Genomic DNA, 15,462 nt, shown 5'->3' with positions numbered 1-15,462 from the left:
CGCCTTTCGGCTGGGGAATCCCGTTGCTATGCTGGCTCTTGAAGTGAGGCGGTTCGGTTCGAATCGTCTGCGAGACAAGGTGGAACAACCATGTCGGAGGCGCAGGTAGCGCCCGGCGCGCCTCAGCCTCAAGGCTCGGGCAGGCGCCGGCCGCCAGGCGAGCAGTCGTGCTATGCGGCGCTCGACCTCGGAACGAACAATTGCCGCCTGCTGGTGGCGACCCCGTCCCCACGAGGATTTCGCGTCGTCGAGGCCTATTCCCGGATCGTCCGGCTAGGTGAGGGGCTTTCACGGAGCGGCCGCCTGTCCGAGGAGGCGATGGACCGCTCGATGGCGGCCTTGAAGGTCTGCGCCGAGAAGATTCGCCGTCGCAAGGTTCTTCGGATCAAGGCCGTCGCGACACAGGCCTGTCGGGGCGCGACCAATGGTCCCGATTTCGTGCGCCGCGTGGCCGAGGAGACCGGCTTGCGCCTGGAGATCATCACGCCGAAGGAAGAAGCCCAACTGTCGGTGGCCGGCTGCATGAGCCTGTTCGACCGCGAGGCCGAGGCGGCGTTGGTCGTCGATGTCGGCGGCGGATCGACCGAGCTGTCCTGGGTTGATCTCAAAGGAGGCGGGCTCGACGCCAAGCCTCGGCAATTCGCCGCCTGGAGGCTGCCGATCAAGGCCTGGCTGTCGATTCCGATCGGCGTGGTCACCCTGGCCGAGCGCTTTCCCGAGGGCGAGCGAGTGGAGGAGGGCTGGTTCCGGGCCATGGTCGATGAGGTCAAGGGCAGGATCGAAGCCTTCCCGCACGCCGAACCGATGCGCGCCCTGTTCGAAAGTGGCCGGGCCCACATGGTCGGCACGTCCGGCGCCATCACCAGCCTGGCGGGCCTGCATTTGGGTCTGCCGCGTTATGATCGCAACGTGGTCGACGGCCTGTGGATGCACCGTCACGAATGCGAGGCGGCGGCCGATCGGCTGCTGACTCTGACAGCCAAGGAACGCGCCTTGGAGCCCTGTATCGGCGCCGACCGCGCCGACCTCGTCCTGGCTGGCGCGGCGATTTTGCAGGCTGTTCAAGAGCTTTGGCCGTGTTCTCGCGTGCGTGTCGCCGATCGGGGGCTTAGAGAGGGGCTTCTGATGTCCCTGATGTCCGACCAGCAGAAGAAGCCGCGCCGGCGTCGGCGCGGCGGCGCGGGTCGCTCCAGGCCCGAGACGGTGAACCCATGAACGACGAGCCCCCCCGCAAGCGCATGGTCAAGCCGCCCGCCGGCGGCAATGACGGCGGCCGGGCCAAGCCGGCGCGCCTGAAGACCGCCTTTGGTCGTACGCCTTCGCAGCAGGCCTGGCTGGAGCGGCAGATCAACGACCCGTTCTCGGCCAAGGCCCGGGCCCTAGGGTATCGCAGCCGCGCGGCCTTCAAGATCAGCGAGATCGACGACAAGCACCACTTCTTCAAGAAGGGCGCCCGCGTCATCGACCTGGGCTGCGCGCCGGGTGGGTGGCTGCAGATGGCCACGGAGCGCGGGGTTACCGACATCGTCGGCGTCGATCTGCTGCCGGTCGATCCCGTCGCGCCCGCGCATATCCTGGAAATGGACTTCACCGACCCGGCCTGTCCGCCCAAGATGCTGGAGTTGTTGGGTGGCGCGCCGGACTTGGTTATGTCCGACATGGCGCCCAATACCGTCGGCCATCGCGAGACCGATCACTTGCGCATTGTCGGCCTGATCGAGATCGGCGCCGATTTCGCGATCGAGGTGCTCAAACCAGGCGGCGCCTTCGTCGCCAAGGCCTTTCAAGGCGGCGAGACGGCGGCGGTGATCGCCCAGTTGAAGAAGAACTTCACCAAGGTCGTGCACTTCAAGCCCAAGGCCAGCCGCAGCGACAGCTCCGAGGTCTTTCTGGTCGCGACGGGGTTCAAGGGGCGCTGATCGTTAAGCATGGATTTTCGCATCGTTTGATGTCATATTTCATGCGAACGTGGAACTGACGATGCGAACCACCCTAGCGCTCGATGACGATCTCTTGGCGCGAGCGACCGCGCTCACAGGCATCGAAGAAAAGACCGCGCTGGTCCGCGAGGCCCTGAAAGCCTTGGTGGAACGTGAAAGCGCGCGTCGCCTCGCTCGCCTTGGCGGAAGCGAGCCCGATGTCGCAAGCGTTCCTCGTCGGCGGCCCGAACCGGCGTGATCCTCGTCGACACGTCGGTCTGGATCGATCATCTCCGAACATCGAACCTCATGCTGACGCGGTTGCTTGAAGACGGACGGGTGATCTCGCATCCCTTCGTGGTCGGTGAGCTGGCGCTCGGCAACCTGCGGAATCGGCGCGAGGTTCTGGAAGCCCTCACGCAGTTGCCGCAGGCCGCCCAAGCGCGAGACGAAGAGGTGTTGGGTTTCATCGAAGCCCATAGCCTCCACGGCGAGGGCGTAGGCTATGTGGACGCTCACCTCCTGGCGGCCGTAAGGCTGACGACTGACGCGAGGCTATGGACAGGTGATCGGCGGCTGCGGGAGCTCGCGGAGCGACTTTCCGTCGCCTTTCACCCCGAAGGGTGAGCGGAATTCGCGTCCTTCACGGCCAAGCGGGTCGACACGGCCGCCTCCCGTAGCTATACGCGGCTCGCAAAATGGAGACTCCAATGGAGATTCGCGAAGGGCTCACCTTCGACGACGTTTTGCTCGAACCCGGTCCGTCCGACGTCATGCCCACCCAGGTGACGACCGAGACCAAATTCACGCGTGAAATCAGTCTGAACATCCCGCTCGTGTCCGCCGCGATGGACACCGTGACCGAAAGCCGCCTCGCCATCGCCATGGCTCAGGCCGGCGGCATGGGCATCCTGCACCGCAACATGACGGTCGATGAACAGGCCGACCACGTGCGCGAAGTGAAACGCTATGAAAGCGGCATGGTCATCAATCCGCTGACCATCCACCCAGACACCACCCTGGCCGAGGTCCGCGAGATCACGGCCCGCCGCAAGATCTCGGGTTTCCCGGTGGTCGAGCGTGGCTCGGGCAAGCTGGTCGGCATCCTGACCAACCGCGACATGCGTTTCGAAGGCGACGACAAGGTCCCGGCCTCGGCGATCATGACCCGCGAGAACCTGATCACGGTGCGTGAAGGCGTCGATCCGCGCGAGGCGCGCGAGCTGCTGCGCAAGCACAAGATCGAGCGCCTGATCGTCGTCGACGACGGCTTCCATGCCGTCGGCCTGATCACCGTCAAGGATATCGAGAAGGCCCAGGCCCACCCGCTGGCCGCCAAGGACGACAAGGGCCGCCTGCTGGTTGGCGCGGCTTCCACGGTCGGCGACGTCGGCTTTGAGCGTTCGATGGGTCTCGTCGACGCTGGCGTCGATGTGGTCGTCATCGACACGGCCCACGGCCACTCAAGCCAGGTGACGGCGGCGGTCTCCCGACTTAAGCGCGAAGCCAACCGCGTGCAGATCGTGGCCGGCAATATCGCCACCTACGACGCTGCGCGCGCCCTGATCGACGCCGGCGCCGACGCGGTCAAGGTCGGCATTGGTCCAGGCAGCATCTGCACCACTCGCATCGTCGCTGGCGTGGGCGTACCGCAATTGACCGCGATCATGGAGGCCGTCCGCGCCGCCAGAGAGAGCGGAACGCCCGTCATCGCCGACGGCGGCATCAAATATTCGGGCGACCTGGCCAAGGCCATCGCGGCCGGGGCCTCGACCGCCATGCTGGGGTCAATGTTCGCCGGCACCGAGGAGGCTCCCGGCGAGGTGTTCCTCTACCAGGGCCGCTCGTACAAGAGCTATCGCGGCATGGGCTCGGTGGGGGCCATGGCGCGCGGCTCGGCCGACCGCTACTTCCAGAAGGAAGTCACCGACAGCTTCAAGCTGGTTCCCGAAGGTATTGAAGGCCAGACGCCGTTCAAGGGCGCCATCGCTCCGGTGCTTCACCAGCTGGTGGGCGGTCTGCGGGCGGCCATGGGCTATGTCGGCGCGCCTGACATCGCCGAGTTCCAGAAGCGGGCTCGCTTCGTGCGGATCACCGGCGCCGGCCTGCGTGAAAGCCACGTCCACGACGTGATGATCACGCGGGAAGCGCCCAACTATCCGAGCGCGGTTTAGAGCCGTGCGGATGGCCTTCGAACTCCAGATGCTGGCGGCAGCCGTGGTGATCGGCCTCGTCCACCTGTTGTGGGCGAGCGCCGCGGCCCAGCCGCAGCGCGGTCTCAAGTGGAATGTCGGTCCCCGCGATACGCCGGTGGAGCTCACGGGAATGGCTGGGCGCCTGCAACGCGCCTTCGCCAATTTCCGCGAAACCTTTCCGTTTTTCGCTGTGGCCGTGCTCGTCGCCTATCTGGGCGGCCGGCTCGGAACGCTGACCTGCGGCGGCGCCGCGCTCTATGTCGGCGCGCGGGTAGTCTATGTCTTTCTCTATGCCTTCGGCGTGCCGGTCATCCGCTCGCTGGTCTGGCTTGCTTCCCTGGTCGGCATTGGCCTGATCCTGGCGGCCTTGGTGATCTGAAAACAACATGCGTGACGGCGGTAGACTGACAGCGGCGATCGAGGTTCTCACCGAGATCGAGACGCGCCATTTCCCTGTACGGATGGCGCTGAAGCGCTGGGGCGAGAGCGCCCGCTATGCCGGTTCGAAGGATCGGGCCTTCGTCTCCGGCCTGGCGCTGGACGCCCTGCGCCGCAAGCGCTCGCTGGGCTGGATGATGGGCGACGACAGTGTTCGCGGCGTGGTGCTGGGCGTGCTGGCCCACGACTGGGCCTGGTCCGTCGAGCGCATCGCCGAGGCGGTCGGCGAAGAGCATGGACCCGGCGTCCTGACCGAGGTCGAACTGGCCGCCATCGCGTCGCCGCGGTCGATCGCCGAGGCGCCCGCCGCCATCGCCGGCGACTATGCTGACTGGCTGGAGCCCTTCCTGAACCGCGCCCTGGGCGAAGACCGGGCGGCCGAGATGGCGGCGCTGTCGCAACGCGCGCCGGTCGACCTCCGCATCAACTTTCTTAAGACCGACGTGCCGCGCGGCGCCAAGGCCGTAGCCGCCATCGGCGCCGAGCCCGCTGGCGTGCTTGAGGCGGCCTTCCGCATTCCTGCGCCGCAAGCCGCTGACCGTACTCCGTCTGTCGAGGCCGTGCCGGCCTTCTCCAGGGGCTGGTTCGAGGTCCAGGACCTGGGCTCGCAGATCGCCGCCGCCACGGCAGGTCCGATCAAGGGCAAGCAGGTGCTTGATTTCTGCGCCGGGGGCGGGGGAAAGACCCTGGCCCTGGCAGCCGCCATGGGCAACAGCGGCCAGATCTACGCTCACGACAGCGACCCCCGCCGGCTGGCCGACACCATCCGCCGCTCGCAACGGGCCGGGGTGCGCAATCTGCAAATCCGCTCGCCGATCGAGGGCGAGCCGCTGAAAGGTCTGGAGAGCAAGCTGGACCTGGTATTTGTCGACGCGCCCTGCACGGGCTCGGGCACGTGGCGCCGTCACCCGGACGCCAAGTGGCGGCTGTCGCCCGATCAGCTGGCCAAGCGCCAGATCGAGCAGGACGCGGTGCTGACCGATGCGGCCGACTTCGTGAAGGTGGGCGGTCGACTGATCTATGTGACGTGTTCGCTGCTGGTCGAGGAGAACGAGGACCGCGTCGCGGCTTTCCTCGAACGCCATCCGGGCTTCTCCACCGTGCCGATTACGCTGGACGGCGTGCAGCAATACCTCACTCCGCAGGGCCATCTGCGCCTGACGCCCAAGGGCGCCGGCACCGACGGCTTCTTCACTGCGGTAATGGAACGCACGGCCTAGTCTTCTCCCGCCGGGGCAGGGGATCCGACACCGAATGACGACACTGAAAAGGACCCGCGCATGACCACTGAAACCCACCACCAGCGCGTCCTGATCGTCGATTTCGGCAGCCAGGTGACCCAGCTGATCGCCCGTCGGGTGCGCGAGGCGGGCGTCTATTGCGAAATCCACCCGTTCGACAAGGCCGAGGCCCTGGTCGACGACTACGCCCCCTCGGCCATCATTCTGTCGGGTGGTCCCGCCAGCGTGCTGGAGGCCGACAGCCCCCGCATCGGCAAGAAGCTGTTCGAGATTGGCGTGCCGCTGTTGGCGGTCTGCTATGGCGAACAATTGCTGTGCGACGTGCTGGGCGGCCAAGTCGAGGGCGGCCATGCCGGCGAATTCGGGCGCGCGGAACTGACCGTGGGCAAGGACAGCCCGCTGTTCGAGGGTCTGGCCGGTGTGGGTCAACTGGAAACCGTCTGGATGAGCCACGGCGACCGCGTCACCGCCATTCCCGAAGGCTTCGAGGTGATAGCCACCTCGACCGGCGCGCCGTTCGCCGCCATCGCCAATGACGCCCGCAAGATCTACGGCGTCCAGTTCCACCCCGAGGTGGTGCACACCGTCAACGGGGCCCAGATCTATCGCAACTTCCTCAAGCTGGCCGGCCTGAAGGGCGACTGGACCATGGCCGCCTTCCGCCAGGAGATGGTCGGCAAGATCCGCGAACAGGTCGGGACCGGCAAGGTGATATGCGGCCTGTCGGGCGGCGTCGACAGCTCGGTGGCCGCCGTGCTGATCCACGAGGCGATCGGCGACCAGCTGACCTGCGTGTTCGTCGACACGGGCCTGCTGCGTCACAACGAGGCCGAGCAGGTGGTGACCCTGTTCCGCGACCACTACAATATCCCGCTGGTCCATGTGGACGCCGGCGACGAGTTCCTGGGCGCCTTGGCCGGGGTCAGCGATCCGGAGACCAAGCGCAAGATCATCGGCGGCAAGTTCATCGACATCTTCGATCGCGAGGCCGCCAAGATCGACGGCGCCGACTTCTTGGCCCAGGGCACCCTCTATCCCGACGTGGTCGAGAGCGTCTCGGCGCGCGGCGGCCCCTCGGCGGTGATCAAGAGCCACCACAATGTCGGCGGCCTGCCGGATTTCATGAAGCTGAAGCTGGTCGAGCCGCTGCGCGAGCTGTTCAAGGACGAGGTGCGCGCCCTGGGCGTCGAGCTGGGTCTGGCGCCGGCCTTCGTCGGCCGTCATCCGTTCCCCGGTCCAGGTCTGGCGATCCGCATCCCGGGCGACATTACCCCCGAGAAGGTCGATGTGCTCCAGCAGGCCGACGCCATCTATCTCGACGAGATCCGCAAGGCAGGCCTCTATGACCAGATCTGGCAGGCCTTCGCCGTTCTCCTCCCCGTGAAAACGGTAGGGGTCATGGGCGACGCCCGCACCTACGAGAACGTGCTGGCCCTGCGCGCCGTGACCTCGACCGACGGCATGACCGCCGACTTTTTCGAGTTCCCGTGGGATGTGTTGGGCAAGACCGCCACTCGGATCATCAACGAAGTCCGGGGGGTCAATCGGGTCGTCTATGACGTTACGTCAAAGCCGCCCGGGACGATTGAATGGGAATGACGGGGCATCGTTTTAGGGCTATCGCAGACTATCAGAAAGTCAGCATAGGTCTCTGAAATAAAAGGTTTTTCGTTCCATAAAGAGCGCTGTTTATCGCCGGCGCTCTTTTCATTTGTCGGCATGGCTGACGGCATCGGGCCGAGGGTTACCCAATTGATCTTATACCAATCGCCCCTAGCGTGAACCTTTGGCCCATTGGCGATGTCCGATGGATTTGATGCGGTCTGGCTCGTCGATGAGGCTGTTGAAGGCTTCGCAGGGGCGCTGGCGCGTATTCAATCTGGCCTGACGTCCGGCACGCCTGTCGAGGTCTGGTTCCAAGACGAGATGCATCGTCATCGTCACCCACAACCTGGGCCAGGCCGCGCGCATCTCCGACAATACCGGCCTCATGTATCTGGGCCGGATGGTGGAGTTCACCCCCACCTCGGAGATGTTCATGAAGCCTCAGGCTCAGCAGACCCAGGACTAATTGGCCGCGTCCCACGGCCGCCCTTCTCGATGGGACAGCCGTACATCAAGGCGACTTTCGCCGTGATGGTCACGGCGCCCTCCGGTGTCGATGACGCCGCCGGTTCGACAACCAGGCCCGGCAGGGTGAGGATCCAGCCGTCGCCCAGGATGTCACGCCCAGGTATGACCCAGAGTTCGGACGTCACACGGATGGAGGCGCGCGGTTTGCCCATCGGACCCGCCGCCTCGGCCCGCACAAGGGTCGGCTCTTTCAGATCCAAGACGGCTTCGAAGCCGGCGGTCGCGCTGTCGGTCACGCCGCCGCCGCGCGTTCTGGGCGCCCGGATGATCCGTTGGTTGTCGCCCGTTCCGCCCTTGGTCAAGCCATTGGCCAGACCCGCCCCGGTGCGCGCGTCCTTCAGCGTGACCGCAACCCCGCCCATGTGATCGCCGATGAATTTGGCGTCGAGCGCCTGGACCCGGACCATGACGCGGGTCGGATCGGCATGGGCGGCGATGGGCCCGGCGGTCAGGGGGCCACGATGGCGAGAAGTTTGGTCATGGCGCTCATCAAACGGCGTTGAGGGGGATCTTTAGGTAACGCACGCCGTTGTCTTCCGGCTCTGGAAGATGGCCGCCGCGCATGTTCACCTGGACGGAAGGCAGGATCAGCCTGGGCATGTCCATGGTTCGGTCGCGCGCCTCGCGCAGCGCCACGAACTCAGCCTGGCTAACGCCCGCGTGAACATGGATGTTGTCTCGGCGTTGAGCGCCGATCGTGGTCTCCCAGGCAAAGACGTCACGGCCCGGCGCCTTGTAGTCGTGACACAAGAAGACGCGGGCTTTGTCGGGAAGCGCCAGCAGACGCAAGATCGAGGCGAACAGCGTCGCCGCATCGCCGCCCGGGAAGTCGCAGCGGGCGGTGCCGTAGTCGGGCATGAACAGGGTGTCGCCGACGAAGATCGCATCGCCGATCACATAGGCCATGCAGGCCGGGGTGTGGCCGGGCACATGCAGGGCGATGGCCCGTAACTCGCCAATCGAAAACGTCTCACCGTCCTTGAGCAGATGATCGAACTGCCGGCCATCGCGAGCAAAGTCGGGTCCCGCATTGAACAGTTTTCCGAACGTGCTTTGAACGTCGACGATATGCTCGCCGATCGCCAGGCGACCGCCCAGAGCGCCTTGCAGATAGGGCGCGGCCGACAGGTGGTCGGCGTGGGCGTGGGTCTCCAACTGCCAGACGACCGTGAGCCCCTGATTCTTGACATGGGCGATGAGTGCGTCGGCCGACCGCTCGGCGGTCCTACCTGAAGCCGCGTCATAGTCCAGGACGCTGTCGATGATGGCGCAAGCCGATGAGGTGGGGTCACGCACGACATAGCTGACCGTGGAGGTCGCCTCGTCGAAGAAGGCTTGCACCAGCGGTCGCGAGACGGGTGCGGCCAGCGCCTGTTCGATAATCGATCTCGCCTTGTTCACGGCAGCGTCGGGCGAAGGGGGCGGCTCGCGCATCACATACTCTCGGGTTTCCTATCGACAGAGTACTTATATGCGAATATATGAATATACAAGTCCCGTCGAGTTGGCCGTATGTCCTTGTTCATGATCGTTTCGGCCCTGATGAGCGGCGTCGTCGTCGGCGCGCTGCTGGGTCTGTTCGGCGGCGGCGGGTCGGTGCTCGCCACCCCATTGCTGCTCTATGTCGTTGGTGTCCACGATCCCCACGTGGCGATTGGAACATCGGCCGCGGCGGTTGCGGTCAATGCCGGGCTTAATCTGGTGGGCCATGGCCGGGGAGGGCGCGTCAAATGGCCGTGTGCGAGCGTCTTCGCCGGAGCCGGACTGATCGGCTCCTTCCTGGGCTCGACCCTGGCCAAGGCTGTCGATGGACAGCGCCTGTTACTGTGGTTCGCCGTCGCGATGGCGGCGATTGCCCTATCGATGATGCGTCGCCCCAAGTCCGAGGGCGATCCGCTGGTCCATATCAGCGTGAGCCTGATGCTAAAGCTGGCGCCGCTGGGCGTGCTGACGGGCCTTGCCGCCGGATTTTTCGGGATCGGCGGCGGGTTTCTGATTGTACCCGGATTGATAGCGGCTACAGGCATGACCCTGGCCAGCGCCACGGCCTCATCGCTGCTGTCGGTCTCGCTGTTTGGCGCGGCCACCTCGCTGAACTATGCCGCCTCCGGACTGATCGACTGGCCCGTCGCGGGTCTCTTTGTCCTGGGCGGACTGGGCGGAGGCGCCCTAGGCGTGCGCGGCGCGGGACTTCTGGCTGGGCGCGCGTTGCTGGCGCGCAGGTTGTTCGCCGCCCTTGTGCTGATGGTCGCGGCCTATGTGGCCTGGAAGACCACGACGGCATGAGGTCGTGATCGAGGCTCAGCGCGTCCCAACCCCGCGATAGACCTCGCACAGCGTCTCAAGCACGCGCATCGCGGCGGGATCGGCCAGTCGATAGAAGATGTTCTGGGCTTCCCGCCGGGTGGCAACCAAGCCCTCGGCGCGCATCTTGGCAAGGTGCTGGGAGGTCGCCGACTGGGCCATTCCAACATGGACCGCCAGATCGCCGACCGAGGCCTCCCCATCGATCAGACGACAGAGGATGAGCAGGCGCTGCTCGCTGGCCAGGAGCTTGAGCAAACGCGCGGCGGCATGGGCGCTGGCGGCGAGATCCTGGACATCATCGACCGGCGAAGAGAGGGCGAGCTTGCTCATGTGCTTAATTTAGAAGATACGCAGAGAGGTTCAAGAGGGCGTTGGGCGGACGCCGACGGTGACCGCCCTGCCTGTCGTCTAGGCCGGGTCGAGAAGGCTGCGCAGCATCCAGGCGGTCTTTCCGAGACCTGCATGCGCTGTGTCAGCAGGTCACAGGTCGGCTCGTCGCTAGCCGCCTTGGCGATCGGGAAGATCCCTCGGGCCGTGCGCGTCACGGTTTCGTGTCCCTTGGCCAGATTGATGATCATCTCGCGCGACGGCGGGACGGCGTCCTCCTCGGCGATGCTGGAGAGCCTGGCGAAGGCCGCGTAGCTGCCCGGGGCGGGATGGCCGAGGGTGCGGATCCGTTCGGCGATGTCATCGACCGCCAAGCCCAGCTCGGTGTACTGGGTCATGAACATGGTGTGCAGGGTCTGGAACATCGGACCCGTGACGTTCCAATGATAGTTGTGGGTCTTCAGGTACAGTGTGTAGCTGTCGGCCAGCAGGTGCGAGAGCCCCTCGGTGATGGCCTGGCGTTCCGGCGAGGCGATGCCGATATCGATGTCCAAGCTCGTCATGTCGACTCCTTGGGAACCTGCGGGCGGTCGTCATCGCGCAGGACGATGTAGAGGGCGGGAATCACCAGCACGGTCAGCACCGTCGATGAGGCCAAGCCAAACAGCAGCGAGATCGCCAAGCCCTGGAAGATCGGGTCGAACAGGATCACCGCCGCGCCGATCATGGCCGCCAGGGCGGTCAGAACGATCGGCTTGAAGCGGATCGCTCCAGCTTCTAGCAACACCTCGCGCAGCGGCCGATCGCCGGTCTGGCTGTGGCGGATGAAGTCCACCAGCAGGATCGAATTGCGCACGATGATCCCCGCCAGGGCGATGAAGCCGATCATCGAGGTGGCGGTGAAGGGCGCCTTGAACAGGATGTGGCCGATGACGATGCCGACCAGGGTCAGGGGGATCGGCGTCAGGATCACCAGCGGCAGGCGGAAGCTCTTGAACTGGGCGACGACCAGCACATAGATGCCAAGGATCGCCACCCCGAAGGCCGCGCCCATGTCGCGGAAAGTCACCCAGGTGATTTCCCACTCACCGTCCCAGAGCACGGTCGGCTTGCTCTCGTCGGTCGGCTGGCCGTTCATGCGAATGTCGGGCCTTTGCAGATTGCCCCAGTCGGCGGTCTTGATCGCCTTATCGACCGCCATCATCCCGTAGATCGGCGCCTCGTAGGCGCCGGCCAGTTCGGCCATGATCATATCGACGTCGCGGCCGTCGCGGCGGAAGATGTGGGTCGATCCGGCCTCCTGGGTGGCGGTGACCACCTCGCCCAGCGCCACGAGCCGGCCACCCTGGCTCTGGGCCACGGGCAGGGATGCCAGACCTTCGCCCCAGCTGCGCGCCGACTGCGGCAGGCGCACCGAAATCTCCAGGGGATCGCGCCCCTCGCCGCGATGGGCGTAGCCGACCACCTGACCGCCAAAAGCCGCGCTGATCGAGTCCAGGACCTCGCGGTCATTGACCTTCAGGGCCTCCAGGCGATCGCGGTCGGGAATCAGGCGCAGGCCGGGCCGAGGCTGGCCGTAGCTGTCGTCGATATCGACGATGTAGGGCACGGACTTGAAGGCGGCCTTGACGCGTTCGGCCACGGCGCGCCGCGTCTTGGCGTCGGGACCATAGATCTCGGCCAGCAGGGTGGCCATCACCGGCGGTCCGGGCGGGGCCTCGACCACCTTGATCGAGGCCCCGCCCGGCAGCACAACCTTGGCCAGCCGCTCGCGCAGGTCCAGCGCCACGGCGTGGCTGGAGCGCTTGCGCCCGCCCTTTTCGGCCAAGGCGACCGATAGATCGCCCTGGTCGGGGCGATTGCGCAGATAGTAGTGGCGCACCAGGCCGTTGAAATTGAAAGGCGAGGCCGTGCCCGCATAGGCGTCGATCGCCGTGACCTCGGGCAGGGCGCGGGTGATCACCGCCGCGTCGGACAAGGCTCGGGCCGTGGCCTCCAGCGAGGTTCCCTCCGGCATGTCCAACACCACCTGCAGCTCCGACTTGTTGTCGAACGGCAGCAGTTTCACCGTCACGGTCTTGGTGGCGAACATGGCGCAGGCCAGCAGGGTGGCTAGGCCCACGCCGATCAGGAAGGTCCAGGCGCTCTTGCGCGTGGCGATGACCCGGCCCGCGACCTGGCGATAGAGTCCGCCAAGCTTGCCGCCACCGTCGTGGCCGCCCTTGGCGCCATGGCCGTCGGCGTTTAGCGTCTTGCGGGCGAAACGCACCATCAGCCAGGGCGCGATGACCACGGCGACGAAGAATGAGAACACCATGGCCGCCGAGGCGTTGACCGGGATCGGAGCCATGTAGGGGCCCATGAGGCCCGAGACGAAAAGCATCGGCAGCAGGGCCGAGACCACCGTCAGGGTGGCGACCACGGTCGGATTGCCGACCTCCGCCACCGCGTCGACCGCCGCATCGATCCGGCTTCGGCCGTCGGCCATCGCCCAATGTCGCGCAATGTTCTCGATCATGACGATGGCGTCGTCGACCAGGATGCCGATCGAGAAGATCAAGGCAAACAGGCTGACCCGATTGATGGTGTAGCCCATCAGGTTGGAGGCGAAGAGGGTCAGCAGGATGGTGGTCGGGATGACCACGGCGGTCACCGCCGCCTCGCGCCAGCCGATGGCCAGGCCGATCAAGACCACGATCGACAGGGTGGCCAAGCCCAGGTGAAACAGCAGCTCGTTGGCCTTCTCGTTTGCCGTGGCGCCATAGTCGCGGGTCACGGCGACATCCAGGCTATCGGGGAGCAAAGACCCCTTCAGGGCTTCGACCCGCGCCAGCACCGCCTGCGAAACGACGACCGCGTTGGCGCCCTTGCGCTTGGCGATGGCCAGGCTGACCGCCGGCGCCTGGCTCCAGCCGCCATCGACGCGGGCATAGCGCCAGGCGCGGGCCTGATCCTCGCGAGGACCCTGGATGACATCGGCGACGTCTCGGACAAAGACCGCCTGGCCGCTCGCGGACGGCAGGGCCAGAAGGCCAATATCAACCGTGCTAGTCATGCTGCGGCCGGCCGTGACGTCGATCGTCTGGCCGCCGCCCCGGATCTGGCCGGCTGGGAAGGCGCGGGTGGCCTGACGCACGGTGTCCATCAAAGCGCCAAGCGACACGCCGTGCTGGGCCAGGCGCGCCGGATCGGGCGCGATGCGGATCTCCTCGGGCCGTCCGCCGACGATGAAGGTCAGGCCGACGTCGTCGACCTTGGCCACCTCGGTCCTCAGCTTGCCGGCCAGCTCATGCAGGGCCTGATCGGTCCATTGGCCGGCGGCGCCGGGCTTGGGCGACAGGGTCAGCACCAGGCTGGGCACGTCGTTGATGCCGCGCGTCTGGATCAGGGGTTCTGCTATGCCAGCGGGAATGCGGTCATAGTTGGCGCGGATCTTCTCGTGGATGCGCACGGCTGCGGCGTCAGGATCGACCCCGACCTTGAAGCGGGCTGTGACCATCACCTGATTGTCGTCGGCAAAAGTATAGACGTGTTCGACCTCGGCGACGCTCTTGACGATCGTCTCCAGCGGCTTGCCAACCAGTTCGATGGCGTCGGGGGCGCGCAGGCCGGGCGCGGCGACCATGATGTCGACCATGGGCACGCTGATCTGCGGCTCCTCCTCGCGGGGGATCGAAATCAGGGCCAGCAGGCCCACGGCGATCGCCGCCAGCAGGATCAGCGGCGTCAGCGGCGACTTGATCGACGCCTTGGTCAGGCGACCCGAGAGGCCCAGGTTCATCGGGCGGCCTCTGCCGGGGTCAGGATGTCGCCGAGGCGCAGGCCCGACAGGATCTCGACGGCGTCGGGTGAGGCGGCACCGCGGGTCTGGATGGGTGATTCCGAGATCACGCCATCAGCCCCGACCAGCCGCGCATAGTCGACGCCGAAACGGGTGGCGACATAACGCCGGGGAATGATGATCGCCTTACGCTCGCCGATCTTGACGGCAGCGCGCACGCGCTGGCCGATCAGGTCGCTGGGCAGGTTGGGCGCGGTGACGTCGGCGGTAACCTGGCCGCTGGTGATCGAAGGATAGATCTGGGTGATGGATCCGCGCGCGGCGACGCCGCGGAGGTCGTCGGCGGCCAGGTCCACGGGGTCGCCGACCTTCAGGGCCCGCGCCTGGCCCTCCGGCAGTTCGATGCGCACGACCAGAGGACCCGCGGTGATCCTGGCGACCGATTGGCCGGGCATCACCACCGAGCCTACCGGGACATTGGCCACCAGGACCCGACCCGAGGCCGGCGCCAGGATCGCGCCCTGGGCGCCAAGTTCGGCGCTGGCCCCGCGCTGGGCGCGGGCGGCTGTCAGGTTGGCGCTGGCGGCCTTGGCTTGGGCCTCCACCTGATCCAGGCGGGCCTGGGCATAGACCCGATGTGAAAAGAGATCACGGGTGCGGGCCAGGTCGGCCCGGGCGCGGGCGGCTTCGGCGGCGGCGGCGGCGACCTGGGCGTCGAACGCCCCGGTCTGCAGCGCCAGCCGGTCATCCTTGATCCGGCCAATCAATTGACCCTGACGGACGACATCGCCTTCCTTGACGCTCAGCGCCACCAAGGTTCCGGCGATCCGCGCCCGGGCGTCGGCCATGTCGCGTGTGGTCAGGGTGGCGGGAACCGGCTTGAGGTCGGCTACGGTCTGGGCGCGGATGGTCAGACGGTCGGCCGCTGGAGCTGTCTTGGCGGCCGGCGCCGGAGCTTCCTTGGATACGCCGCAGGCGCTGAGCAGCAAGGCGACTCCCAAGGCGCTGATCAGATAGGGCCGTGCCATCATGGCGTCCGCTCCAGGGGTTGGTCTTGTGATTGTCGGCTAGAGCATTTCCCGACCTGACTGCGTCAGGCCGTGAGCTCCAATCTTTTGTTT

At 66.2% G+C, this 15,462-nt stretch carries 16 protein-coding genes; 9 read left to right on the top strand and 7 right to left on the bottom strand.

Going from position 1 to position 15,462, the window contains the following annotated elements; all coding sequences use genetic code 11:
• Positions 1-90: 90 nt before the first annotated feature.
• The 8 genes from ACP696_RS04855 (at position 91) to guaA (ending at position 7,392) form a co-directional block, all read left to right on the top strand.
• On the top strand, positions 91-1,215 hold the full coding sequence (locus ACP696_RS04855; RefSeq protein ID WP_426015071.1) for a Ppx/GppA phosphatase family protein: 1,125 nt from the start codon (positions 91-93) through the stop codon (positions 1,213-1,215).
• A complete protein-coding gene (locus tag ACP696_RS04850) occupies positions 1,212-1,919 on the top strand; it encodes an RlmE family RNA methyltransferase (RefSeq protein ID WP_426015069.1) in 708 nt (235 codons plus the stop codon). The genes ACP696_RS04855 and ACP696_RS04850 overlap by 4 nt, the downstream gene beginning before the upstream one ends.
• A gap of 61 nt (positions 1,920-1,980) precedes the next feature.
• Positions 1,981-2,178, top strand: coding sequence for a type II toxin-antitoxin system VapB family antitoxin (locus ACP696_RS04845; protein WP_426015105.1), 198 nt, complete (start codon positions 1,981-1,983; stop codon positions 2,176-2,178).
• Positions 2,175-2,546: a type II toxin-antitoxin system VapC family toxin gene (locus ACP696_RS04840; RefSeq protein WP_426015067.1), complete on the top strand. Its 372-nt coding sequence runs from the start codon at positions 2,175-2,177 to the stop codon at positions 2,544-2,546. The genes ACP696_RS04845 and ACP696_RS04840 overlap by 4 nt, the downstream gene beginning before the upstream one ends.
• An 83-nt stretch (positions 2,547-2,629) precedes the next feature.
• Positions 2,630-4,093, top strand: a complete 1,464-nt coding sequence (gene guaB, locus ACP696_RS04835) for an IMP dehydrogenase (protein WP_426015065.1) — start codon at positions 2,630-2,632, stop codon at positions 4,091-4,093.
• A 4-nt stretch (positions 4,094-4,097) separates the two neighbouring features.
• Positions 4,098-4,493: an MAPEG family protein gene (locus ACP696_RS04830; RefSeq protein WP_426015063.1), complete on the top strand. Its 396-nt coding sequence runs from the start codon at positions 4,098-4,100 to the stop codon at positions 4,491-4,493.
• Between the two features lie 7 nt (positions 4,494-4,500).
• Positions 4,501-5,772 (top strand): RsmB/NOP family class I SAM-dependent RNA methyltransferase, encoded by a 1,272-nt coding sequence (locus ACP696_RS04825; protein ID WP_426015062.1) that lies wholly within the window; start codon positions 4,501-4,503, stop codon positions 5,770-5,772.
• Between the two features lie 60 nt (positions 5,773-5,832).
• Positions 5,833-7,392, top strand: coding sequence for a glutamine-hydrolyzing GMP synthase (gene guaA, locus ACP696_RS04820; protein WP_426015060.1), 1,560 nt, complete (start codon positions 5,833-5,835; stop codon positions 7,390-7,392).
• A gap of 174 nt (positions 7,393-7,566) precedes the next feature.
• On the opposite strand, the gene ACP696_RS04815 is transcribed toward guaA, so the two are convergent.
• The 3 genes from ACP696_RS04815 to ACP696_RS04805 all read right to left on the bottom strand — a co-directional run bounded on the left by ACP696_RS04815 (position 7,567) and on the right by ACP696_RS04805 (position 9,360).
• Positions 7,567-7,833, bottom strand: coding sequence for a hypothetical protein (locus tag ACP696_RS04815; RefSeq protein ID WP_426015058.1), 267 nt, complete (start codon positions 7,831-7,833; stop codon positions 7,567-7,569).
• On the bottom strand, positions 7,830-8,333 hold the full coding sequence (locus ACP696_RS04810) for a hypothetical protein (RefSeq protein WP_426015056.1): 504 nt from the start codon (positions 8,331-8,333) through the stop codon (positions 7,830-7,832). Before ACP696_RS04810 ends, ACP696_RS04815 begins: the two co-directional genes overlap by 4 nt.
• A gap of 82 nt (positions 8,334-8,415) precedes the next feature.
• Positions 8,416-9,360, bottom strand: coding sequence for an MBL fold metallo-hydrolase (locus ACP696_RS04805; protein WP_426043511.1), 945 nt, complete (start codon positions 9,358-9,360; stop codon positions 8,416-8,418).
• 78 nt (positions 9,361-9,438) lie between these two features.
• Here ACP696_RS04805 and ACP696_RS04800 point away from each other — a divergent pair, with 78 nt between their 5' ends.
• Positions 9,439-10,212 (top strand): sulfite exporter TauE/SafE family protein, encoded by a 774-nt coding sequence (locus ACP696_RS04800; RefSeq protein ID WP_426015052.1) that lies wholly within the window; start codon positions 9,439-9,441, stop codon positions 10,210-10,212.
• A 15-nt stretch (positions 10,213-10,227) separates the two neighbouring features.
• Here ACP696_RS04800 and ACP696_RS04795 read toward each other — a convergent pair whose 3' ends face one another.
• From ACP696_RS04795 to ACP696_RS04780, 4 genes are read right to left on the bottom strand one after another with little or no spacing between them, the layout of a single operon-like run.
• Positions 10,228-10,563, bottom strand: a complete 336-nt coding sequence (locus ACP696_RS04795) for an ArsR/SmtB family transcription factor (RefSeq protein WP_426015050.1) — start codon at positions 10,561-10,563, stop codon at positions 10,228-10,230.
• Positions 10,560-11,123, bottom strand: coding sequence for a Dps family protein (locus ACP696_RS04790; protein WP_426015048.1), 564 nt, complete (start codon positions 11,121-11,123; stop codon positions 10,560-10,562). The genes ACP696_RS04795 and ACP696_RS04790 overlap by 4 nt, the downstream gene beginning before the upstream one ends.
• Positions 11,120-14,341 (bottom strand): efflux RND transporter permease subunit, encoded by a 3,222-nt coding sequence (locus ACP696_RS04785; protein ID WP_426015046.1) that lies wholly within the window; start codon positions 14,339-14,341, stop codon positions 11,120-11,122. Before ACP696_RS04785 ends, ACP696_RS04790 begins: the two co-directional genes overlap by 4 nt.
• A complete protein-coding gene (locus tag ACP696_RS04780; protein WP_426015043.1) occupies positions 14,338-15,372 on the bottom strand; it encodes an efflux RND transporter periplasmic adaptor subunit in 1,035 nt (344 codons plus the stop codon). Before ACP696_RS04780 ends, ACP696_RS04785 begins: the two co-directional genes overlap by 4 nt.
• Positions 15,373-15,462 lie beyond the last annotated feature (90 nt).

This window comes from Caulobacter sp. DWR3-1-2 (genome assembly GCF_049896225.1).
GTDB lineage: Bacteria > Pseudomonadota > Alphaproteobacteria > Caulobacterales > Caulobacteraceae > Caulobacter.
The sequence above is the reverse complement of the archived record's forward strand: the minus strand, read 5'-3'. Positions and strand labels throughout refer to the sequence as shown.

Bases quoted from the DNA above. Each gene is read 5' to 3' on its own strand.
- ACP696_RS04825 (WP_426015062.1), top strand. From the start codon at position 4,501: ATGCGTGACGGCGGTAGACTGACAGCGGCGATCGAGGTTCTCACCGAG.
- guaA (WP_426015060.1), top strand. From the start codon at position 5,833: ATGACCACTGAAACCCACCACCAGCGCGTCCTGATCGTCGATTTCGGC.
- ACP696_RS04800 (WP_426015052.1), top strand. From the start codon at position 9,439: ATGTCCTTGTTCATGATCGTTTCGGCCCTGATGAGCGGCGTCGTCGTC.
- ACP696_RS04855 (WP_426015071.1), top strand. From the start codon at position 91: ATGTCGGAGGCGCAGGTAGCGCCCGGCGCGCCTCAGCCTCAAGGCTCG.
- ACP696_RS04790 (WP_426015048.1), bottom strand. From the start codon at position 11,123: ATGACGAGCTTGGACATCGATATCGGCATCGCCTCGCCGGAACGCCAG.
- ACP696_RS04795 (WP_426015050.1), bottom strand. From the start codon at position 10,563: ATGAGCAAGCTCGCCCTCTCTTCGCCGGTCGATGATGTCCAGGATCTC.
- ACP696_RS04815 (WP_426015058.1), bottom strand. From the start codon at position 7,833: ATGAACATCTCCGAGGTGGGGGTGAACTCCACCATCCGGCCCAGATAC.
- ACP696_RS04845 (WP_426015105.1), top strand. From the start codon at position 1,981: ATGCGAACCACCCTAGCGCTCGATGACGATCTCTTGGCGCGAGCGACC.
- ACP696_RS04785 (WP_426015046.1), bottom strand. From the start codon at position 14,341: ATGAACCTGGGCCTCTCGGGTCGCCTGACCAAGGCGTCGATCAAGTCG.
- ACP696_RS04810 (WP_426015056.1), bottom strand. From the start codon at position 8,333: ATGGTCCGGGTCCAGGCGCTCGACGCCAAATTCATCGGCGATCACATG.
- ACP696_RS04805 (WP_426043511.1), bottom strand. From the start codon at position 9,360: ATGCGCGAGCCGCCCCCTTCGCCCGACGCTGCCGTGAACAAGGCGAGA.
- ACP696_RS04780 (WP_426015043.1), bottom strand. From the start codon at position 15,372: ATGATGGCACGGCCCTATCTGATCAGCGCCTTGGGAGTCGCCTTGCTG.
- guaB (WP_426015065.1), top strand. From the start codon at position 2,630: ATGGAGATTCGCGAAGGGCTCACCTTCGACGACGTTTTGCTCGAACCC.
- ACP696_RS04850 (WP_426015069.1), top strand. From the start codon at position 1,212: ATGAACGACGAGCCCCCCCGCAAGCGCATGGTCAAGCCGCCCGCCGGC.